This is a genomic window from Neobacillus sp. SM06 (assembly GCF_050496765.1).
In the GTDB taxonomy this organism is placed as follows: Bacteria; Bacillota; Bacilli; order Bacillales; family Cytobacillaceae; genus JAEVLT01.
Window position 1 is genome coordinate 553,420 of the sequence record NZ_JBNWEO010000013.1, and the last position, 22,769, is coordinate 576,188.

The 22,769-nt window shown below is 40.6% G+C and carries 21 protein-coding genes; 6 read left to right on the plus strand and 15 right to left on the minus strand.

Annotated features, from left to right (window positions below; genetic code table 11):
- Positions 1 to 167: 167 nt before the first annotated feature.
- Positions 168 to 458: a HesB/YadR/YfhF family protein gene (locus tag ACQYAD_RS07815; RefSeq protein ID WP_430236920.1), complete on the plus strand. Its 291-nt coding sequence runs from the start codon at positions 168 to 170 to the stop codon at positions 456 to 458.
- Positions 459 to 1,102: 644 nt separating this feature from the next.
- Here the strand turns inward: ACQYAD_RS07815 and ACQYAD_RS07820 are convergent.
- Positions 1,103 to 1,801, minus strand: a complete 699-nt coding sequence (locus ACQYAD_RS07820; protein WP_430236922.1) for a winged helix-turn-helix domain-containing protein — start codon at positions 1,799 to 1,801, stop codon at positions 1,103 to 1,105.
- A gap of 195 nt (positions 1,802 to 1,996) precedes the next feature.
- On the opposite strand from ACQYAD_RS07820, the gene ACQYAD_RS07825 reads away from it, so the two are divergent.
- Complete coding sequence (locus ACQYAD_RS07825) at positions 1,997 to 3,253, plus strand: DUF445 domain-containing protein (protein ID WP_430236923.1); 1,257 nt, start codon at positions 1,997 to 1,999, stop codon at positions 3,251 to 3,253.
- Positions 3,254 to 3,385: 132 nt separating this feature from the next.
- On the opposite strand, the gene ACQYAD_RS07830 is transcribed toward ACQYAD_RS07825, so the two are convergent.
- The 3 genes from ACQYAD_RS07830 to ACQYAD_RS07840 all read right to left on the minus strand — a co-directional run bounded on the left by ACQYAD_RS07830 (position 3,386) and on the right by ACQYAD_RS07840 (position 6,137).
- A complete protein-coding gene (locus tag ACQYAD_RS07830) occupies positions 3,386 to 4,234 on the minus strand; it encodes a TIGR03943 family putative permease subunit (RefSeq protein WP_430236926.1) in 849 nt (282 codons plus the stop codon).
- A gap of 15 nt (positions 4,235 to 4,249) precedes the next feature.
- The gene (locus ACQYAD_RS07835) at positions 4,250 to 5,152 is read right to left on the minus strand and encodes a permease (protein WP_430236927.1); all 903 of its coding nucleotides are present in this window, start codon (positions 5,150 to 5,152) and stop codon (positions 4,250 to 4,252) included.
- A 169-nt stretch (positions 5,153 to 5,321) separates the two neighbouring features.
- Positions 5,322 to 6,137: a 5'-nucleotidase, lipoprotein e(P4) family gene (locus ACQYAD_RS07840; protein ID WP_430236930.1), complete on the minus strand. Its 816-nt coding sequence runs from the start codon at positions 6,135 to 6,137 to the stop codon at positions 5,322 to 5,324.
- Between the two features lie 193 nt (positions 6,138 to 6,330).
- Between ACQYAD_RS07840 and ACQYAD_RS07845 the strand changes: the two genes are divergently transcribed.
- A complete protein-coding gene (locus tag ACQYAD_RS07845; protein ID WP_430236931.1) occupies positions 6,331 to 7,023 on the plus strand; it encodes a response regulator transcription factor in 693 nt (230 codons plus the stop codon).
- Between the two features lie 157 nt (positions 7,024 to 7,180).
- Here the strand turns inward: ACQYAD_RS07845 and ACQYAD_RS07850 are convergent, their stop codons facing one another.
- From ACQYAD_RS07850 to ACQYAD_RS07875, 6 genes are all read right to left on the minus strand, one after another.
- Positions 7,181 to 7,852, minus strand: a complete 672-nt coding sequence (locus ACQYAD_RS07850) for an ABC transporter permease (protein WP_430236932.1) — start codon at positions 7,850 to 7,852, stop codon at positions 7,181 to 7,183.
- Positions 7,853 to 8,009: 157 nt separating this feature from the next.
- Positions 8,010 to 9,036, minus strand: a protein-coding gene (locus tag ACQYAD_RS07855) for an IS630 family transposase (RefSeq protein WP_430235185.1) whose coding sequence is annotated in 2 segments (ribosomal slippage) — positions 8,010 to 8,565 and positions 8,564 to 9,036 — 1,029 coding nt in all. Because the reading frame shifts where the segments join, the coding sequence is not laid out codon by codon here.
- Between the two features lie 89 nt (positions 9,037 to 9,125).
- Positions 9,126 to 9,608 (minus strand): ABC transporter permease, encoded by a 483-nt coding sequence (locus ACQYAD_RS07860; protein WP_430236933.1) that lies wholly within the window; start codon positions 9,606 to 9,608, stop codon positions 9,126 to 9,128.
- A gap of 12 nt (positions 9,609 to 9,620) precedes the next feature.
- Positions 9,621 to 10,769, minus strand: a complete 1,149-nt coding sequence (locus tag ACQYAD_RS07865; RefSeq protein ID WP_430236934.1) for an ABC transporter permease — start codon at positions 10,767 to 10,769, stop codon at positions 9,621 to 9,623.
- A complete protein-coding gene (locus ACQYAD_RS07870; protein ID WP_430236935.1) occupies positions 10,766 to 12,547 on the minus strand; it encodes an ATP-binding cassette domain-containing protein in 1,782 nt (593 codons plus the stop codon). The genes ACQYAD_RS07865 and ACQYAD_RS07870 overlap by 4 nt, the downstream gene beginning before the upstream one ends.
- A gap of 12 nt (positions 12,548 to 12,559) precedes the next feature.
- A complete protein-coding gene (locus ACQYAD_RS07875; protein WP_430236936.1) occupies positions 12,560 to 13,351 on the minus strand; it encodes an efflux RND transporter periplasmic adaptor subunit in 792 nt (263 codons plus the stop codon).
- Between the two features lie 240 nt (positions 13,352 to 13,591).
- On the opposite strand from ACQYAD_RS07875, the gene ACQYAD_RS07880 reads away from it, so the two are divergent.
- Together ACQYAD_RS07880 and ACQYAD_RS07885 are read left to right on the plus strand one after the other, a co-directional pair.
- Entirely contained in the window at positions 13,592 to 15,184 is a 1,593-nt protein-coding gene (locus tag ACQYAD_RS07880) for a multicopper oxidase family protein (protein ID WP_430236939.1), read from the plus strand.
- Positions 15,185 to 15,321: 137 nt separating this feature from the next.
- Entirely contained in the window at positions 15,322 to 16,779 is a 1,458-nt protein-coding gene (locus ACQYAD_RS07885) for a multicopper oxidase family protein (protein WP_430236941.1), read from the plus strand.
- Positions 16,780 to 16,840: 61 nt separating this feature from the next.
- Here ACQYAD_RS07885 and ACQYAD_RS07890 read toward each other — a convergent pair whose 3' ends face one another.
- Positions 16,841 to 17,356, minus strand: a complete 516-nt coding sequence (locus tag ACQYAD_RS07890) for a DoxX family protein (protein ID WP_430236943.1) — start codon at positions 17,354 to 17,356, stop codon at positions 16,841 to 16,843.
- 316 nt (positions 17,357 to 17,672) lie between these two features.
- Here ACQYAD_RS07890 and ACQYAD_RS07895 point away from each other — a divergent pair, with 316 nt between their 5' ends.
- Entirely contained in the window at positions 17,673 to 17,933 is a 261-nt protein-coding gene (locus tag ACQYAD_RS07895; RefSeq protein ID WP_430236944.1) for a metal-sensing transcriptional repressor, read from the plus strand.
- 51 nt (positions 17,934 to 17,984) lie between these two features.
- Here ACQYAD_RS07895 and ACQYAD_RS07900 read toward each other — a convergent pair whose 3' ends face one another.
- The 4 genes from ACQYAD_RS07900 to ACQYAD_RS07915 all read right to left on the minus strand — a co-directional run bounded on the left by ACQYAD_RS07900 (position 17,985) and on the right by ACQYAD_RS07915 (position 22,730).
- Positions 17,985 to 19,034, minus strand: a complete 1,050-nt coding sequence (locus ACQYAD_RS07900) for a glycoside hydrolase family 15 protein (RefSeq protein ID WP_430236945.1) — start codon at positions 19,032 to 19,034, stop codon at positions 17,985 to 17,987.
- Between the two features lie 610 nt (positions 19,035 to 19,644).
- Complete coding sequence (locus tag ACQYAD_RS07905; protein WP_430236947.1) at positions 19,645 to 22,077, minus strand: heavy metal translocating P-type ATPase; 2,433 nt, start codon at positions 22,075 to 22,077, stop codon at positions 19,645 to 19,647.
- Between the two features lie 89 nt (positions 22,078 to 22,166).
- The gene (gene copZ / locus ACQYAD_RS07910; protein WP_430236949.1) at positions 22,167 to 22,373 is read right to left on the minus strand and encodes a copper chaperone CopZ; all 207 of its coding nucleotides are present in this window, start codon (positions 22,371 to 22,373) and stop codon (positions 22,167 to 22,169) included.
- Between the two features lie 15 nt (positions 22,374 to 22,388).
- A complete protein-coding gene (locus ACQYAD_RS07915) occupies positions 22,389 to 22,730 on the minus strand; it encodes a metal-sensitive transcriptional regulator (protein WP_430236951.1) in 342 nt (113 codons plus the stop codon).
- Between the last annotated feature and the right edge of the window lie 39 nt (positions 22,731 to 22,769).

Below are 22,769 nucleotides of genomic sequence, written 5' to 3' on the forward strand. Positions count from 1 at the left end.
CCTACGGACGAAATTTTGAACTTTTTTCAACGATCTGCTGAAAACACCTATAGATGTGTAAATTATCACATGCAAATAACTGCAAACGTTATACTCTAATGTTAACAGGTCTTTCATCCCTACATCTTCACTGATTCAATAACCATAAGAAAAGGTTGGTGTAAAAAATGTTTATTTCGATCGACGAAAATGCTTTTTCATGGTTTGCTAAAGAATTTGAGCTAAATGCGCCTTTTAGCATTCGGATGTATCCGCAATATGCCGGTTTTGGCGAAAAACATAAAGGATACAGCCTTGCTTTTTCCTGTGAAACACCAACAAATCCCGAATTCACACAAGAAATAAAAGGAATTACTTTTTATGTAGAAGGAAACGATCTCTGGTTTTTTAATGATGCTGAAACCTACTTAACACTTGACCCAACAGAGGAATTACATGTCTCATTTATAGAACAGTAAACGAATAACCTAAGAAAAACCGGGCAAAAACCGCCCGGTCCTTTTTAGTTTGGCTGATAAACGGAGTCTGTTGATTTCCACTCCAGGCACTCGCTTTCCGGGGGGCGTTCCGGTGAAGCCAGTAGTGACCGGTTTGGCCTGAAAAAATTGGAGAAGCGGGCATTACGGGAGCTAGTAATGACCGGTTTACCCTAAAAAATTGGAGAAGCGGGCATTACGGGAGCTAGTAATGACCGGTTTGGCCTGAAAAATGGGAGAAGCGGGCATTACGGGAGCTAGTAATGACCGGTTTGGCCTGAAAAATGGGAGAGGCGGGCATTACGGGAGCTAGTAATGACCGATTAGGCCTGAAAAATTGGAACATTGGGCACTACGGGAGCTAGTAATGACCGGTTTACCCTAAAAAATTATAAGAAAAACCGGGCAAAAGCCGCCGCCCGTCCCTTTTTAGTTTGGCCGTATAGAATAAATTCCTTACATGTATACTTTACATGTCACAGATTCATGATTTTGGTCAAAAAGATTCGTTTCAGAATATTGGAATCCATGTCTTACTCTTCAGGCAATCGTTAAAAAGGGGCAACATATAAATTCTGATATTATCAAAAAGGCTATCTGCCAGTGTCAGATAGCCTTCTTTCATATTATTCCACTGTTTTTGGGCTGGCTTCGTCGAATTTATAGCCAACACCCCAAACTGTATGGATGAACGGGTTCTCGGCGGTGCCGATTTTTTTCCGCAGCCGTTTTACATGGACATCAACTGTACGCTCATCCCCGTAATACTGGTACCCCCACACTTTATCCAACAACTGCTCACGGGAAAACACCTGCCGATTATTTTGAATAAAGAAATACAGCAGATCAAATTCCTTCGGTGTCAAATTGGAAATTTCCTCTCCATTTAAAAAAACTTCTCTTGTTTCTTTACTGATTTTAAAATGCTCCGTTTCAAGGTATTGCCCCTCATTCTGCTTTACATCTTGATGAAAGCGTCTTGACACAGCCTTGATTCTTGCTAACAATGTTAACGGACTGAATGGCTTTGTGACATAATCATCGGCCCCCATTTCCAGCCCCAAAACCTGATCGGATTCACTGTCTTTTGCCGTTAATAAAATAATTGGAACATTGCTTGTTTCTCTTATTTTCTTGCATAAACTGACCCCATCCATTCCAGGCAGCATCCAGTCAATGATCAGCAAATCCCACTGATCCCCGTGAAATCGGTCGTAGCCCTCTAATCCGTTATGGACAAATTCACGTTCGTAGCCTTCCTTCATAAAAAACATATCCAGCATTTCACAAACACTTTCATTATCTTCAATTACTAAAATTTTCATGCCAATACCCGCCTTTTTCAACCCACTCATTCAATCTGCTTTATTTTAGCATTTGAATTGTCTTATACTAAGAAATATATCATTTCATTTAAAATCGTGCATGTTCTGGCGGAGTTTTGCCTATTTTTTCTTAAAACACGGGGCTCTCTCCTTTCGCAGCATAGCAAGAGTATACTTTAAAATTGAGGGATTACAATGACAAAACGTTCAAAAAAGTCAAAACATCTGGCAACCATCTCACTGGCGATTATGGGCACCGGTTTCGTAGCAACCATACCGTTTCAACAATCTTTATGGGGAATGATCCTTCAAGGGGGATTTGAAGCAGGACTGGTCGGCGGTTTGGCCGACTGGTTTGCAGTAACAGCGCTGTTTCGCCATCCGCTTGGCATTCCTATTCCCCATACGGCACTTTTGCCAAAAAATCGAAAAAGAATTACCGCAACCATCATCTCTATGCTGGAAAATGATTGGCTGACAAAAGCAAGTATTAAACAAAAAATCGGGTCAATCCGCTTTACCGAAAGACTGCTAGGAATCATTGAAAAAGAAAAAGATTCGCCTGCTGTTCGCAAAACCGTCGTCGCAATGATCCGGCAGATTATTGAGCAGATTGAGCTACAAAAGCTTGCTCACCTGATTGAGAAAGAAGTAAAGTCACAAATCGATCAGCTTGACAGCAACGTCTACCTGCCGATTCTCATTGACCAATTTTTAAAACGGAAATATGACGAAAAAGCTGTTGACTTTATTTTAGACGAGATGGAAGAATGGGCGAACAAGGAAACGACCAAAAACCGACTTGGTCAATTGGCTGTCGATGCAATTGAAAACATTCAAGCGGACGGCTTTATGCAATTTGCCTTGCGGTCGTTTAGCAGCCTTGTCAATGCCGATAGACTTGGAAATATCATACAATCATTGATTGGCAAAGGAATTGCCAGTTTCCGCGATCCCCTGAATCAAAACCGGCAAACCCTGCTCTTTAGTATCGAAACAAAGCTGAAAAAAATGAAAGACGACGAAAAAATAACAGAAGAATTGAATCAATGGAAATCGCAGCTTCTGAAGGAGTGGAAAGTAGAAGAAAAAATCTTGGATTCCTTAACAGCATTGCGACAAAAGGCATTGGATTACATTGAAACGCCTTCCTTTTTTGACAACTCGATTCTGCCGCTAGTTTCAGCCACGGTTGAACGTCTGAAAAATGATTCTGAAAAAACGGAGCAAATTGAAAACTGGGTACGCAGCCAGATTTTTGATTTTGTTGATAAAAACCATTCCAAAATCGGCAGCCTTGTCGAAGAAAATTTGAATAAACTTGACGATGCCACCTTGATTGACATGCTGGAAACAAATGTCGGCAAAGATTTGCAATGGATCCGGGTAAATGGAGCCATTTGCGGGTTTTTAATCGGCCTTGTTCTCGTCAGCATCCGAGCATTTTTTTAACAAAAAGGCTATCTTGCTTATCAGCAGGATAGCCTTTTGTTCTGGTCTATGAAATTATAAATTTTTACGTTGTAGATAATCATGCACGAGTTTTTGATCTAGCTCCAGCGCCAAGGCGCTTGCGCTTTTTGTTTAGCCTTGTCTGTAGACGTATGGATCCTTTGGTGCCGGGGTGGCTACCCATTTATCTACTTTAAGATAAGGGATGTTTGATTTAAACGGTTGATAATAGATCGACGAAATCTTTCCTGTTACAGTCACCCACTGATCATTCTTCAACTTCACCCCGTCCGGCATTTCGACAAGCATACCGTAAACACCGGAGTCGGCGATACAGTGGATAATGCCAAAGCGAAAAACAAACAATTGATTTTTATTAATTGTTTCCGGGTCGTTATAAGCAAAACCTTTAAATTGCACCTCTTTGCCAAGAAATTCGCCTGGGAAATTATAAATTGTCTCCATCCCCGGCAAAAATTTTATATCGTCCAGCACGATGGTTTGCTGATTAACATACTGTTTCTTTTCCTTATTCATCAAATCATCGTATACATTTTTATCATAGTAAATACTCGTATCCGGCCGTAAAAACTGCTGCTGGATATCTCCTTTTCCGGCATCATACATAGGAAAATGGAATCCTTTTGTTTTGACAATACTTGAATCAAGCGTGGCAATCGGCAGAAACAGACCTGAAACAATCGGAAAAGCAAACAATGGGTAAAGAAACAGTTTTTGATACCATTTGCTTTCATGTTCGTGGCTGTGGCCGCAGCAGCAATCCTGATCGCACACATGTCCTTTTTCTTTATCCTTTTTTGCCATGATAAAGAATTGAACAATCGTTAGCACCAATAATGCATACCCGGCGGCTGCCGATAAATAAGAGTATTTCATATTAATATATTTGCTGATATCCCCGGAAAGATGCAGTTGAAAGAGCAGATAAGTAAAGCCAAGCAATATAAGGCTTCTGATCATTCGTACAACACCCCCTTAAAAGAATAAAGAGTAAACAAAGACAACCGCGGTAACAGAAGAAATAATCGTAAAAACGAGCCGCTTATTAAATGTAGCAAACATCATTAACAAGTTTTTCAGATCGATCATTGGACCAAACAGCAAAAACGCGATGAGTGATCCTGTCGAAAAAGTGGTCCGAAACGAGGAAGCGATGAAAGCATCTGCCTCGGAACATAATGACAGAATAAATGCCAGTGCCATCATCACCAATGAAGACGATGCCCGGCCATGTCCGATCGACACGAGGGTCGAAGTTTGTACAAAGGTTTGTACAGCAGCCGCGATCAGTGAACCGATAATTAAGTATTTTCCCATTGAAAAAAATTCTTCTACCGCATGTTCAAGTGTCTGCCAGACTTTCTTCCAGAATGACGTTTTTTCATGGACATGATGGTGGTGGTCATGATGGTGGTGGTCTTCTTCCACTTTTAATGGATTGCCTTTATAGAAGTAGGCAATCAATAAACCGACGATAAAGGATACGATCAGTGCTCCGCCCGCTCGGTAAAGAGCCATCTTCCAGCTGCTACCGAAAGCAATATAGGTGGCAAACAAGACAACGGGATTAATGATCGGTGCCGTCAGCATAAAAGCAATTCCTGCGGAAATCGGAACCCCTTTTGCAACAAGCCGTTTGACGATCGGCACAATCCCGCATTCGCAAGACGGAAAGAACATTCCTAGCAAACTGGCAAAAAGAACGGCCAAAATTGGATTTTTAGGAATAATTTTTGCAATCATTTCTTCTGTTACAAAGATTTGAATGATTCCTGAAACAACAACGCCTAATGTAACAAAAGGCAGAGCTTCTATTAATATGGAGATAAAAATCGTGTTCATCTGTAAGAACGATTGCGGCAAGGAAATGCCGAACATGGAGAACCACCTCAGTACAATAAACTCATAAAATTTACTATACTCCTACCCGTTACTCTAGTCTATTGGAAATTGAGGACAGCAAAATAATTTAATCATTTCGTACGAATTTTTTAACATTTTTCTTTTTAAGAAATCAAGGTGTTCGATTTGTGAACACCCTGACTTCTTATGGTTGCATTGGCTGAAGACTGGCTTTTCTCAGCTTGTTTTTTTCATCATCTGGCATGTGTGTGTTGTAGTGATAGATTGCCTCTTCCCAGTCACCATACATTGGATTTGGAAAGATGATTAATTTTTTGCCAAATTCGTCTCGATCCCGGGCAGCCGCTTGAACACGCCCTGTGGCAGAAAGACGGTCAAAGCCGCTAAAATCGCCAAGATTGTCGCCGAACAGCAATAAAATGTCATATTTTCTTGCCACTTCCTGTCTGCGCTGCTCTTTTCCCATTTCATCCGGCTGTTGCAACAAGACATGTTTGGCATCTGCCAGTGGTGCACCAATTCGTTTTAAGTTTCGGATCGTTGCTTTTTTTACCACTTCTTTCCGATTGGAAATATAAAAAATTTCTACCCCTTTTTTATGGGCATATGTTAAAAATTCAACTGCACCCGGAAGCGGCTTTGCTTCTGCCCGCTCAACCCACTCCTTCCAGCTTAATCCTTTTCCTGAAGCGATTTGCGCTGCATAAAAAGGGCTATTATCAACAATTGTTTCATCAATATCAAGGACAACTGCCGGTTTCTTCTGCGAATCTTTTGGTTTGTTCTTTAAAAGTTCATCCAGTCTCCACTTGGCAAGATTGTACCCTTGACAATAGAGCGCCTTCGCTTCGCCTGACGTTTGAAACCAAAGCACCGACATCGTATTTTGTTCTTGCAGATTGACCTTTGGTGCCGCGATTGGCTCGGCGTTTGTTTTTGGTTGATACAAAGTAAAAGCTAAGGCCGTTCCAATCATCAAGGATGTCATTTTTTTACCCATATTTAGATCCTCCTGAAATAAAGTCCACATTAGTATGCAACAACCGGAAAAAAATAGTATGGCATTTTTTCCAAACTCGACAATTTTTGCTCTTTGACAACCATCTTCGCATTTTTCATTCTGCAAAAAATCTCCACATTTTTTTCTTATAATGATAGTGATTATAGAAATGAAAACGATTAGGGTGGGAAAAATGACAACGATTTTATTAGTAGATGACGAAGTACGTATGCTTGATTTGTTAAGTTTGTATTTAACACCGTTAAAATACCAATGCCTGAAAGCAAAATCCGGAAAAGAAGCACTGCAATTTATAGCTGCGAATAAAATTGATTTAGTCATCCTTGACGTCATGATGCCGGAAATGGACGGCTGGGCGACCTGCCAAAAAATCAGACAATCGTCCGATGTGCCGATCATTATGCTGACAGCCAGGAATGAAACAACAGATGTAATTAAAGGGTTAAAATACGGTGCAGACGATTATGTGACAAAGCCTTTTCATGAAGACGAGCTGATTGCTCGAATCGAAGCATTACTAAGAAGAACAAATGACCAACCAACGGCAAAAATCCAGTTTAAAGGCTTGGAATTAGATGGAGATGCCGTTGAACTGAGCTACAACGGGCAAATGATCATGGTCACGCCAAAAGAGTTTGCCTTGATTGGCCTATTTTTAAAAAATCCGCAAAAAGTATTTTCCCGCGAGCATTTATTATCATTAATCTGGGGCAGCAATTCGCTGACAGATGACCGTACGATTGACTCCCATATCCGAAACATTCGAGAAAAGCTCCGCAACGCCGGATTCCCAATTGACCACCACCTCATAACCGTCTGGGGAGTCGGGTACAAATGGGTAGTAAATGATTATTATCAGCATTAATGGAAAAAGAACCTCAGCTATAGGAGGTTCTTTTTTCTTGTTCATTCTCATGTTATCAGATCTGTGAAACTATTTTTTGTCAAAAACCAGTATGACAAGAGTGGATGCAATTAAAAATCGATAATGATTCAAAAATAAACTAATTAGCAGATTATAGCTAATACAATTGTTTTTTGAGTCGATAAGTGCTGATCACAAACAAAAATCCACCTAATACAACTAAGGCTGCTATATCGGGCCACAGAACGGAAACTCCAACTCCTTTCAAAAAGATCCCCATACTAATATCTGTATAATAGCGGAGCGGACTTAAATAAGAAAGCCATTGCAAAAAAGGCGACATATTTTCTACCGGCACTACTGTTCCTGACAAAAACATTAACGGGAATAAGACAAAAAAGCTAAGCAATAAAGCTTGCTGCATGGTATTGGAAACAGTAGCAATCAAGATTCCCAATCCACTTGACGAAATAAACACAAGCAGTGACAATAGATAGAACAATAACAGGCTTCCTCTTAATGGAACATTAAAAAAGACAAACGACATTGCTACGCCAATCGTTAACCCAATCATTTTAATAATAGACATCGGCAGCAGCTTGGCAATGATTAGTTCAAAGGAGCGAATGGGAGTAACCATCAACTGTTCAAGTGTACCTGACTCCTTTTCTCGGATAAATACAGCTGCAGCCATAATAATCCCAAGCAACACTACTGTAATTGACACCATTGAAATCATGATAAAGTTCGTGTATTTAAGGTCGGAAGCCTCATGAACCCGGATGATATTTTTAAAAGGGATTTGTTCTATATATATGGAACTAAACAATTTGGTTCTGTAACGATTTCCTAGATTAATGACAATATTCTACAAAATTTAAGCACAATATACCTGCAATCATCGGAGTTTGTCGAATATCGTTTTAGGCTATTTATTGCTCAATCCGATCCTGGCAATCTGGCTAAAGGTGTAATTGAGTCAATAGTTAAAGCTTAAGACATAGACGATTAACGATTTTCATAGGGTCTTTATTGATTTGTGTAATGAATGTCTGGACAGCCACTCTAATTTCTTCTACCGTTTTATAAAAAACATTATAAATAATTGATTTTTTTAACCATCCCCACAGTCCTTCAATTAGGTTTAACTCTGGGCTGTATGGTGGGAGAAAAACAAGTTGCAGATGATCTTTATGGGCTTCGAGAAAAGGTTGAATCAGTTTCGAGTGGTGGATTCTAGCATTATCCAGTATCATTACAATCTTCTCACCCTTGTATCTGACTACAACTTTTTCAAGAAAAGATAGGAAAACTTGAGCATCATAGTGTTCTTCTTCTGTGACAAACACTTCGCCTGTTTCGTAATCGAGGGTACCAATTAATTTAACCCCGTGATGTTTTCCATAAGTAGGTATCACTTTTTGTTGCCCTTTAGGAAACCATGTATTGGCTAAAGCTTGGTAGTCCCTGATCATGGATTCATCTTGAAACAGAATTCGATCAATTTCGTCATTCATCATTTTTTTTAATCGTTTCAAATTCTTGTTTGAACGCTTCCTGTTTCTCGGGGTCAGCCTTTGCTAGGGTATACGTTGGTTTTGTGTAACTAAATCCCAAACGAGTCAACAATCTCCTTACACCCCGGTCCGTATAAACAATGTCAAATGTTTGCTTAATCCAATCGCGAACAAGAAATGAAGTCCAATTCATTTCTGCGGGAAATCCAACAGCAGCTGGCTTTTTTTCAACAATTAACTGATAGAGTTCCTTTTCTTGTTCCTCTGTTAGTTGACAAGGGCGTCCGGGAGATTGTCCGGGAACTAATCCCTCCAAACCGTTAGTTTTATAGGCTCGAACATAGTTATATATAGTTTGCTCCGTACATTCTAAAAGGTCAGCGATTTCTACATAAGTCCGTCCTTTTAAATGCATGAGGATAGCCTGATAACGTTTAAACATCCGTAGATCCCTTAAACCATGCATACAAGCTTTAACTTCCTGAATTGAATCCATGTTTTCATTTTGAAGGATTTTCATTATGTGTCCGCCTTCCTAAAGGTTTTATTTACCTATAAGAATTGGACAAATTTTCTTAAAATCCTTTAATTCCATTTATATAGCAAATTTGCACCAAATTTTTTAGTTGCCCAATCCTCCGTATACTTTGTAATAATTTCCGCTGAATTTCCTAAAACTTGAGCAGCCATCGTTTCGTTTTCTCCATCGGCAATTAACTGGATTTCCGATTTTTCGCCTCGATTGAGGGCACTGGAGAAGCCACTGGGAATCACGACGATCATTTTTGCTTTTCCTTCATCCAATAGATACTTCGAATCCTTTTCTCTAGATAAGGATTCGACAATGCGAAATTTATCACTTTGTTCAAATTGATTGATTAACTTTTGGCTGTTAACCGTTTGATCTTGATCCAAGACAGCAATGGGCGTATTTTTGTAATCCATTGTTAAAGCCCACCCACAAATCGCCACCTCCAAAAACATATAAAGAACGATAAGAACCAAAGAGATATCCCGAAAAAATTGCACAAACTCTTTTCGAACCATTGCCGTTAAGCGTTCAACCACATAAATCCACTCCTATCCGACCCGCTTTTTAAATCGCCAGACCGCTGCCGCGATGATTGTTATGGTATACCCAATCAGCAGCAGCAAATTTTCCCATACGTAACGAAGCCCCAATCCTTTTACCAAAATATCCCTGCTAATATCAACAAAAAAGCGTGCCGGAAACAAAGTACTGTATCCTTGAAATAACTTTGGCATTGTTGAGATAGGATACAAAAAACCGGAAAACAGCATCGCTGGCATCATCGTCACGACAATGGTCAAAAACATAGCCGACAATTGTTTTTCCATCAACGTTGAAATCAATAATCCGATTCCCACTGTGGTAAAAACATAAATCGTTCCTGCCAGCAAAAACAATAAAAAATTCCCACGATAATCAATAGAGAAGAAAACCTTACCACCAATGAAGATCAACAACAATACTCCAAAACCCAAAATTCCGTATGGGAGCAATTTACCAAGCAAGTATTCTATCGAACGAATCGGAGCAATATAGATTTGTTGAATGGAGCCTTTTTCCTTTTCTCTCACCACTGCCAAAACAGACAGCAAAGGCGGGAATACCATCAACAATACGGCAAATAGCCCTGGAATGATGAAAGATTCACTCTTCATTGACGGGTTATACCAGATTCTCGGCTCAATCTGAATCGGCAGGATCGAATCGACCGGAATATTTGCTTTTTTTAATAAGCTTTCGACCTGTGTATTATGAATGGCATTGATATAATTGATAGTTTCAGAAGCAATTGGGGAAAACGAACCGTCAATCAGAGTTTGGACTTTGGCCTTCCTGCCGGATGTCATTGTTCCAAGCCTTGCTCTATACAGATTATCAGTAAAGTCCGGTGGAATGATGATCCCAGCCTTGATCTTTCCCTCTTTCATTAAACGATCCAATTGTTTGGCATTTGTTACATATTGGGCGACATCAAACGTATCTGAATGATCAAACGCTTGAATATATTCACGGCTAAAGGAAGTTTGGTCTTGATCCAAGACACCAATCGGGACATTTTTGACCTCAAAATTAAGGGCAAACCCAAATAATAGCAACATGACCACTGGCAAGATCAGCGCCGTTCCAATCGAATAGGGATCTCTAATTAATTCTCGAATCTCTTTCTTCAATACGGCCTTGATATTTCTCCATCTCATATGGAAACCTCTTCCCTTTTGAGTTGTTTCTCCACCAATTTGACAAACACATCCTCCATCGAGACAGGGATTTCACTTTGTCTTCGTATATGAAATCCTTCATTCGTGACCAGCTCAACTACTTCCACAAATGACATGCCGGTTGGAAACACATGCAAGCCATTGCCAAACACAGATGCTTCCACCCCTTTGTCAGACAACCATTTTTGGGCTGCAAATGGCCAGTCACATTCCAATTCAAGCAAATATCCGGCAAACAATTCATCCTTTAATTGTTCAGGACTGCCAATAGCAATTAAATTACTATTAAATATAAAGCCAATCCGATCACAGTGCTCAGCTTCATCCATGTAATGAGTGGTGACAAACACGGTGACACCCTCTGCAGCCAAATGATTGATCAAGTTCCAAAACTGCCTTCTTGCAATCGGGTCGACTCCTGATGTCGGCTCATCGAGAAATAAAATTTCCGGTTGATGAATCGTCGCACAACCGAGCGCCAATCTTTGCTTCCAACCTCCCGAAAGATCGGAAGTGAGTAATCGTTCCTTTCCAACTAAATCAGACATTTCTAAAATCCATGCTTTTCGATTCTCAAACTCTTTTTTATTGAGGCCATATGCGCCTGCAAAGAAACGGATATTTTCCTCGACCGTCAAATCATTATATAAAGAAAACTTTTGTGACATGTAACCGATTTTCTTTTTGACTAATCGCGCTGACCGGCGTACATCCACGCCAGCAATGTGCATATTTCCCGCGGAGACAGGCAAAAGTCCGCACATCATACGAATAGTCGTCGATTTCCCTGACCCGTTCGGCCCTAAAAATCCGAAAATTTCGCCCTTTTGGACAGAAAAATTTATATGGTTCACTGCTGTGAACGAACCAAATGTCCGTGTCAAATCATTCACTTCCACGGCAATTTCCTCATGTGGAACTCTTATTTTTGGACGATTTTTCAGCAAAACCATTTTCTCTTTCTGGTCACCTTCAGCTTCTACCTTTTGAATTTCTTTTTCCTGTTTTCTTACCAATTTTTGTTCGATATGAAAAATGAACGCTTCTTCCAGCGTGACAGATTGTTTCTTTAATTTATGTGCAACTTCCTGTTTAATCTGGTATGGGGTATCCACCGCAATAACCTCTCCCTCATGCATTAACGCCACGCGATGAAACCGTTCTGCCTCATCCATATAAGGGGTACAGACAAAAACGGTTGTTCCATCCGTCACGTAATCATGGAGAATATTCCAAAAGTCTCTGCGCGACAAAGGATCCACACCTGTTGTCGGTTCATCTAAAAAAATGATCTCCGGTTGATAAATCAATGTACAGCATAATGCTAATTTCTTTTTCATCCCGCCAGATAAATGATCTGCTTTACGGCTTGTAAATGCGTCGAGACGGCTAGCAGCGAGCAGTTTTTTCTTTCGTATTTCTCGGTCAGCTGCGGAAACCTGATACATATCGGCAAAGAATTCAATATTCTCATCTACGGAAAGACTCCCGTATAGACTAAACCCCTCCGACATATAACCGATTTTCCCGCGCAACTGTTGGTTATCTCTTACAATATCGTGTCCAGCAACGGTTCCTGTCCCGGAAGTAGGCAGCAATACGGAACAAAGCATCTTCGTTAGTGTAGTCTTTCCTGCCCCATCAGGACCCAGTAGTCCAAAAATTTCACCTTTCTGAATCGATATTGTCACATTTTGAACGGCCAAATTCTGTTTGTATTTTTTGGTTAAAAGACCGGTTTTAATTGCCAAAGTCAAGTTCTGCACCCCCTACTCCCAGTTGGCATCATTTTTAATGCGGATTTTTGCATCAATCGGCATTCCGCTTTTAAACAACCCTTTAGTATTTTTAAACCGCACTTTTACTTTATAAACAAGCCTCTCCCGCTCATCTTTTAAATGCACATTTTTAGGAGTGAATTGCGCTGTTGTGTCAATCCAAGAGATTTTGCCAGTTGCATACTTATTTGCAAATGAATCTGAATAAATGCGTACCTCATCACCGATTTTTACCTTCCCTAAATCTTTTTCCGTGATAAATACGTCAGCGGTCATCTCTTGATTGTCCTGTAAACGAACTACCGGAGAACCCAGTGTGACCAATTCACCTTGATTTACCAATTGGTTTACCACAATTCCGTCCATTGGAGATTTGATTATTGTTTTATCAAGTGATAATTGTGCCGCTTTAACATTTGCTTCCGCTAAATTTTTTTGTAATACCGCCGTCTTGTATTCTTTTTGGTTTGATGCTTGCTGCAGTTGAACTTCCGCTAGATCAAGCTGAGCTTTTGCTTGTTCAATTTGCACTTTTTGGACGTTATCATCAATTGAAAGCAATAATTGACCTTTTTTCACCAAATCCCCTTCTTTAATTTTTACGTTTGTCACCTGTCCGCTCGTTTCACTGCCCACCGTCACTTCATTCCCTTCAATCGTTCCGTTGGCCTGAAGAATCCCCGGCAGCACTTTTGAGTCGGTAAGCGATTTGTATGCCCAATATCCGACTAAAGAAATTAAGACAACAACGGTAATTGAAATTAGAGATTTTTTGAATTTCATCCTCATCACCTCATAAACAATTTTTAAATTCTGTTAACTGATAATCTTTTTCCATTTTAATGAAGAATTCTTAAATCAAAGGAAGATAAACCTTAGAAAAACATAAGAATAGCGGTTTAGCTTTAAAATTGAAATGAATCTTTTTTAATAATAATTTTTTAATAAAAATTTTCGAATCCACATATTCTGCAAATGTATAATTTATAATCATTCTCAATAAGATTTTAGGAGGTTTGCATAGTGAAAATAAAATTTACTATTTTAGGATTATTTGTTCTAGTAATCCTTTCTGCCTGTTCAAATAACAAGAGCAGCAATAGCATGGGCAATATGGATATGGGATCTGCCGAAAAAACATCCACAACCAATTCCTCTTCTATTCAAGCAACCGATACGAAAACGCTCACAGGAAATGAATTTACCCTTGTGGCTAAAGAGGCATCGCTTGAGATCACAGACAAATTGAAAGTCGATGCGTGGACTTTTAACGGTTCCGTACCTGGTTCAGAAATTCGCGTAAAGCAAGGTACTCCTGTTAAAATTACGTTAAAAAACGAACTGCCGGAGCCGACTTCGATTCATTGGCACGGCATCACGTTACCCAACCCAATGGACGGAATTCCTGGTGTTACTCAAGATGCTGTTCAGCCCGGAAAGTCTTTCACTTATGAATTCACACCAACAGTACCTGGAACCTATATGTACCATACCCACCAGGACGGTGTGAAACAGCTTGACAAAGGCCTTTACGGTGCCTTTATTGTCGAACCAGCCCAAAAGACTTACGGCAAAGATTACACCCTTATGCTGGATGAATGGATCAGCAACCCAAATGCATCCATGGAAGGGATGAATATGGGCAATACAAACAGCGGCAGCATGAGTGGAATGGCAGGCATGGACAACAATAGCAATAACAATAGCAGTCAAACTTCCAACAACGCCAGCATGATGGCAGATAATATGAGCATGTATGATGTCTACACCATTAATGGAAAAAGCGGCAAAAGCATTCAGCCGATTAATGTGAAAAAAGGCGAAAAAGTCCGCCTGCGGTTGCTAAATATTGGCTTCCTGCCGCACAATATCCACCTGCATGGCCAAAGTTTTAAAGTAGTGGCGACAGACGGAATCGATCTAAATCAACCAAAAGAGATCAAAGACCAGTTGATCACGATTGCACCAGGCGAACGCTATGATATTGAATTTACGGCCAATAACCCAGGGAAATGGTATTTGGAAAGCCATGATCCTGATCAAAAGGCAGCAAAAGGAATGGCAACGTATATTCAATACGATGGTGCAACCAATACGACAGATCAATCGGATATGAATCAAAAACTGCCATTTTTTGATTTGGAAAATTATGGGATAAAGGCAAACGGACCATTTACTTTAGATCAAAAATACGATGTGGAATACACAATGAATTTAAATACAGCAATGAATAACAATCAAATGGTTTATACCATTAATGACAAGACATTTCCAAATACGGATAATATCCAAGTGAAAAAAGGCGATACGGTCAAAGTAAAGCTTGTAAATAAATCAGGAGCCGCTAATCACCCGATGCATTTGCACGGTCACTCCTTCCAAGTGCTAAGTAAAAACGGCAAACCGGTTGAAGGATCCCCGATTAGTAAGGATACGATCAATTTAAAGCCTGGAGATGAATATGTTGTTGCCTTTAAAGCTGATAATCCCGGAAATTGGCTTTTCCATTGCCACGATCTGCACCACGCATCTGCCGGAATGATTACCATGGTCAAATATCAAGACTATCAGACAACATATCAACCCGATCCAAATGCGAAAAACAAACCGGAATAACAATTGCATTTTTTTAAAAGCTGGCTGTGGATAGACAGCCAGCATCATTTTATTTTTGTGAAAAATCGGAAAAGTGCATTCCGCTCGACGAAATAATGCAATCAAGCCATAATTAGATTGAAAAAGGAGGACGCTACATGGATAAAAAATATAGCAGAAGAAAATTCATTTCAACCTCTCTGAAAGGCGCAGCGGGAGTATTGGCTGTTTCGGTCATTCCGATCGGGATCAGCCGGTTTTTTACCAGCAATCGGACGAATCTGCCGTCCTCTGCCAATGGACGGGAAGTTGCCCTCCCCATACCGCCATTAGTGAAAAATACAAGTACGGAACCAAAAAAAGCAGAGTTTCAATTAACCGTTCAGTCAGCAACGAAAGAGTTTTTTCAACGAAAAGGCACGCCGACTTTAGGGTACAATGGCGACTTCCTCGGTCCTGTTATCCGGGTTCGAAATGGAACCGAAGTTTCGATTAAAGTAAAAAATGATTTAAATGAAGGAACAACGGTCCACTGGCACGGTCTTAAAGTAAATGGCGACCAAGATGGAGGGCCGCATCAGGAAATTCAGCCTGGCGAAACCTGGAACCCAAGATTTACGATCAACCAGCCGGCAGCGACGCTGTGGTATCATCCACATTTGTTGCACAAAACAGGTGAACAAGTCTATAAAGGGCTTGCTGGATTATTTTATATTGATGATGATATTTCTGACAGCCTGAATCTTCCAAATGAATATGGCGTTAACGATTTCCCTCTTGTTATTCAAGACCGCCAATTCAATTCAAATGGCACCTTTGAATATAAACTGGGCATGCAAGAAGTCATGATGGGGATTCAAGGAAATACAATTCTCGTCAATGGAGCGATCAATCCGTTCTTAAATGTTCCTCGCGGCAAAGTAAGATTCCGTATGTTAAACGGGTCAAATGCCCGGGCATACGAATTTCGATTAAGCAACAACCAGCCATTTGATCAAATTGCCAGTGACGGCGGACTGCTTCCCGCTCCCGTTTCCATGACAAAAGTCATTCTCGCTGCCGGGGAAAGAGCAGAAATGATCATAGATTTCTCATCCCTTTCGGAAGGTGATAGCCTTTATGTCATGAATCAGGATGCAAAATTGATGAAATTTGTGGTGAAAAATAAACCGCTAAAAACGGATGATCTTCCTAGTAAACTCGTCGATATTCAAAAAATAAACGAGTCAACTGCTGTCCGGACGCGCCAATTTGTTTTTCAAGGAATGGGTTCAAATGTCAATATTAATGGCAAGCAAATGGATATGAACCGAATTGATGAGCAGTTGAAGTTGCATGATACGGAGATTTGGGAAATTTCAAACGCAAGCGGCGGTATGATGGGCGGCGGTATGGCACATCCTTTCCATGCCCATGGCGTCCAATTCCAAATCCTTGATCGGGATGGAAACCCGCCGCCTGCCAACGAAGCGGGCTGGAAAGATACGATTCTTGTAAATCCTGGGGAAAAAGTAAGGGCCATTGCCACCTTCGATCATTCAGGCACTTTCATGTACCACTGCCATATTCTCGAACACGAAGATGCCGGCATGATGGGTCAATTTACCGTTCAATAGAATTTCAGTAAAAAGCTGCTGATTGTATTCAGCAGCTTTTTTGTGATTTTGACTTTCTTTTTTAAACATTTTCTCCTGCTGCTGCATCCGCATTTTGCTTAAAGACGGTTTTGCGAATATAAGGAATTACCCAGCGATCCAAGCCATATCTACCTGCATTGTAGCCTGCGAAGAGAATGATTCCGCCAAGCAAAATATCTTGCGGGTTGGAAGAAACCGTCCCAGCGAACATAAACGAAAAATTCATAACAAGACCGAAAAATGCTGCTGCTGTTGTTAAACAACCAAGAATCAACCCTAAACCGATTAGAAACTCACCAAGCGGTACAATGGTATTAAATAGATCCACATTCGGCAAGGCAAACCCTTTCAAGAAAGAAACATACCAGCCATAAAGAATATCTCCTTCAGGGCCTTTGACTGGCTTGGCAATCGCTCCTTTTAAAAAGCCGGATGCATCGAAGCCCCCTGTTAATTTATGAAAACCGGCAGTTAGGAATGTGTACCCAAGATAAAGCCGTAAAACTACTAAAATACCTGCAGAGATTGAATTCCCTCTTAACCATTTGGCAACCATAATGATCGCTCCCCTTTAATAATTTATTTTTTGATTACACTTACAATATATCGTATTTCATCATTAAAATGTTGGCTATGTGAACATCTTCACAAAATGTTAATAATCTATTGACAAAATCTTGAATACTGCAAACTAAGGAAGGCCATCCTTATTTACACCTTTATTTTTCTAAAAAAATATGCAGACTTTCGGGAGATGCTGTGACAGCTTTATGAAAACGCAAACTCCATCGATCCTGCAAACTTTCTATATAGATTCTTCATATATACCCTATATAGTAGATGTATAGGAAATTCAAGGAGGAGAGCCATCAATGATTTATACAAATGATGTAAAAAGCCGGCTGAGAAAAATTGAAGGACAAATACGCGGAGTATTAAAACTAATGAATGAAAACAAAGACTGCAAGGAAGTGGTTCATCAATTAACAGCAGTAAGAAATGCTTCAGATAAAGCGCTCGCCTATATTGTTGCTGTTAATTTACAAGAATGCCTCAAGCAGAGTGAAAATTCCAATGGAACACAATCCAACTCGATCGATGAAGCAGTCAATTTGTTGGTTAAAAGCCGCTAAAGAAGGCTGGACCCATTCAAACTGCGAATGTGTCCAATTTATTGCGAACGGTTAATGAAGCTGTTCGATTTTTTCTTTTGCTAAAATGTAAAGCGCGCTGCCCCAGCCTAATGGTGTATTGGTGTTATACTTGCTGCTTCCGGCAAAATACAGTTCCGGAAGGCTGCCATCTTCAAGCATCAGTTTTTCTGTTTGCTCCAAGTACTGTTTTGCTTTTGAAAAATCACCTAATTCAAGGTAGCAAAGGGCAAGCCACGGATAACCGAAGGTCCACTCCGCCTCCGTACCATAATAATAAGTCAACGTGTGGTGCCTTCCCTCAGCTTCGATTGTTGAATAATACGAATCTCCCTGGTAGCGAATAACTCCCCGTTCTCTCAGCAAATTTGTTTCGATTTGCTGCAAGACGATCCGGGCATCATCGCCAAAAAGAACACGATATGGAAAAATGAGGCTCATTTGCGCTAAATCAACTGGACGATCGTCGCTTTCACGCGGGAAAAGCGCTGCAAGTGTTTTGTATCCATTTAAAATTAATTCGCGGGGAACAAAAACAATATCCCTAACCGCCTCAAGTCCTGCTACACATGCTCCGACCGAACTGGAATGAACTTCGCGCCATTCTTCCCACATGCCATTATCCGGATCCTCCCAATAGTGCACACAGTTTAAGTACCACACAAGTTTTTGGATGATTTCATGATCTTTTGTGTCTCGAATAATCGACTTTCCAACCTTCTTCCCGGTGCCAATTCCCCAAAGAACGGCGCCAATCGCATCATGCTGCGCATGTCCCCAAGGTACATCCAGCTCTTTTACCTCGTGGGCAGAATACCGTGCATGGATGTATTCCCATTGTTCCCGCGGTCTCTGCCTAGTGTGAATGTCAATTTTCCATTCATATTCTTTAAAAAGATCCAAAATGCGATGATACGTTTTTTCATAAATGCCATCGTTTTTCGTTAAATAGGGCAAGGACATATAAAAAGAATCCCTCAACCAGACATATTCATAATCCTTTGACAAAGAAGCTAAGTACAAGCCGTTTGGCAGCCGTAACGAATCCAAAATTTGATAGCTGTTTACCAATTTTTCGCCCATTTTTTCCACCTAACACTTTTTTACTCTCTTTTTTTCCAGTGTGACGGTGATTTATACATTAGAAGCGAAAAAAACCCTAGGTAACATGACATTTGTCCTCGTCATATGATACTAACGCAAAATAAAAAAACGGAGGTATCCTTAATGAATCAATTTGGAATGATGCAAAATGTTTCACCAAGTTCTATGCATCAGGCGGGATCCATGCACATGGATCATTCTACTATGATGTATCCAGCAAATTTACTTAGTACCCTTCAACAGTGTGCTGCCACATGCGACCATATGATTACTCACCTGTTGCATCACGAGGAGGTTTCGCACCGGAAACATCAACTTGAATTATTACGGGATTGTGCTGATATTTGTCATCTAACCGCCAGTTTCATCGCTAGAAATAGTCATATCAGCCGAATGATGGCACAAATCTGTGCCCATATTTGTGAAACATGTGGAAACGAGTGTGCGAGACACCGAGATCAACTATCACAGCATTGTGCACGGGTTTGTTTAAAATGTGCGCAGGAATGTCACCACTTTGCCATGTCTGCTTAATTTTAAAAGGCCTCAACCTGCATGAGGTTGAAGCCCTTTTACTATGAGAATCTGTTTAATGCACTGGCTGCCATCTGCGTAAAAATAAGGTATTTCCTACTACCGATACAGAGCTGAACGCCATCGCCGCACCGGCAAGAACCGGATTTAGTAAACCAAAAGCGGCAACCGGAATCAGAATAATGTTATACGCAAAAGCCCAGAAAAGATTCTGGCGAATTTTCCGCATGGTTGCTTTTGAAAGCCGAAGGGTATCGACAATCCCCATTAAGTCGCCGCGCATCAACGTAATATCTGCTGCTTCAATTGCCACATCTGTCCCTGTTCCAATCGCAATCCCAACATCGGCTGCGGCAAGGGCAGGGGCATCATTGATACCATCGCCAACCATGGCAACGATCTTTCCTTCTTGCTTTAATTTTTCTACTTCAGCCGATTTATCTTCTGGTAAAACTTCGGCAAGAACGCGGTCAACTCCAACTTGCTTCGCAATGGCTTCGGCAGTAAGTCGGTTATCCCCGGTAATCATGATCACTTCGATACCCAAATCCTTCATCTTTTTAATCGCTTCAGCAGATGTTTCTTTCACGGTGTCGGCAACGGCAACAATCCCCGCTAACCTTCCATCTAATGCCATCAGCATTGCCGTTTTTCCTTCGCCTTCGAGTTTTTCCATTTTGTTAAGTGCTTGTTGAATGTCGACATTGTTCTTGTTCATTAACTTTTTATTGCCAATTAGAACCATTTGCTGATCGATTTCCACTTGAATCCCATGGCCAGGGATGGCTGCAAAGTTTTTCCCATCTTGAAGCGAAAATCCCTTTTCTTTTGCACTATTGACAATCGCTTCACCAAGCGGATGCTCCGAACCTTTTTCAGCAACAGCTGCAAGTTTCAGCAATTCCTCTTCAGACTGATTCCCAAAGGAAATAATATCGGTGACTTCCGGTTCACCTTTTGTAATGGTACCCGTTTTATCCAACACAACCGTTGTCACACGCTGTGAATTTTGCAAGTGTTCCGCTCCCTTGATCAGCAAGCCGTTCTCGGCACCCTTTCCGGTACCAACCATGACTGCTGTTGGAGTTGCAAGACCTAAGGCACATGGGCAGGCAATGACAAGCACAGCGATCATGCTAACGAGTGCAGGAGTGAACCCGACAAGAAAATACGTTATCGCAAATGTAATCACTGCAATACCAATAACAATTGGGACAAAAATTCCCGAAATTTGGTCTGCTAAATGTTGAATTGGTGCTTTCGATCCTTGGGCTTCTTCAACAAGCTTAATAATTTGCGACAATGCCGTATCTTTGCCGACTTTCGTTGCCTTAAATTTAAAGGCTCCGTGTTTATTCATCGTTGCGCCAATGACTTGGTCACCGACTTTTTTACTAACTGGCATACTTTCACCGGTTAACATCGACTCATCCACAGATGTGCTGCCTTCCATTATTTCTCCGTCAACAGGGATTTTCTCTCCAGCCCTGACGAAAACAATGTCATTTAATTGAACATCCTCGATTGGAATATCCATTTCAACACCGTCACGAATAACTCGAGCTGTTTTCGCTTGCAGGCCCATGAGTGCTTTGATCGCTTCAGATGTTTGCCCCTTTGCCCGTGTTTCAAGCAATTTTCCGAGGACAATCAACGTTATAACGATTGCAGCTGCTTCAAAATATAAAAATTGGCCCGTTCCCATAATGGTAACAACTAAACTGTATAAATATGCTGCAGATGTTCCAAGAACAACAAGTACAGCCATGTTTGCACTTCCGCCGCGAACAGCGTTATAGGCATCGCGATAGTAGTGTCCGCCAACGTAAAACTGGACGATGGAAGCGAGTAAAAATTGAAGCCATGGATTCATTTCAAAGAATCCTCCGCTTCCATATTCCATCAAGAAATCGGAGATCATTTGCAGCAAGAACGGAATCGACAAAATCGCTCCAACCGTAAATTTTGTTTTTTGTGTTTTGTACGCTTTCTCTCTTGCACTTTTTTCATAATCTGCATCTGCTTCGCCAATAACCTTGGCGTCATATCCGGTTTTTTTGACGGCTGCAATGATTTGATCAATATTCGTGTTTCCAGGAATATATTCAACACTTGCTTTTTCTGTTGCCAGGTTGACGATGGCTTTTGTTACACCTTCCACCTTATTCAACCCTTTTTCAACACGGGTTGCACAGGAAGCACAAGTCATGCCTATAATATCAAGCTGGACTTTTTCTTCCTGTACCCCGTATCCGGTCTTCTTCACTTTTGCAATAATCTCATCAATTGAAACTTCTGCAGGATTAAAGGCAACCGATGCTTTTTCTGTTGCCAGGTTGACGTTTGCTTTCTCAACTCCCGGCAGTTTCGTCAAATTTTTTTCAATTCGTGCCGCACATGCCGCGCATGTCATCCCTGTGATGTTCAAGGTAATATTTTCACCACCTGCGGCAGCTGCCTGCATTTTTGCATTTGTCTGTCCCGCCATGTTCATTCCCTCCTAATTTTAATACCTACTTGGGGTATATTTTTTTGAAAAATAGAGAGTGTGCTAAGATTAGCACTCCTCAATTTTCTTTATTTTACCTCATAACCTTGATCATCAATCGTTTCTTTAATTTTTTCTACTGTCACTTCATTAGAATTGTATTCAACATCCACTGTTCCATTTTCAAGATGTACTTTTACAGTTGATACTCCTTTCAATTCACCAACGCTGCCTTCAATCGATTTTACACAATGTCCGCAAGACATGCCTTGTACATTTAGTGTGATTTTTTCCATTATAATCGTCTCCTTTTATTTTCTCATTAATTTATGAATGGTTAACAATAATTCATCTACTACTGCCAGATCACCATTTTGAACTTTTTCCACCACACAGTTGCGCAAATGACCATCAAGAAGGAGTTTCGCAACACTGTTTAATGCCGCTTGAATGGCAGCGATCTGGGTAATAACATCATCACAGTAAGTATCTCTTTCAACTAATCTTTTTATGCCCCGAACTTGACCTTCGATCCGATTTAACCGGGATACGAGGTTTTGTTTCACTTTTTCAGAATGGGTGCTTTTTTGTTCCTCTAAAAAGGAAATGCAGTTTCCATCATCAAGGTGATCATTTTGCCATTCGGATGCCATTTAGGTTGCCTCCTTGTGTTTATTATAGTATACCCTAGT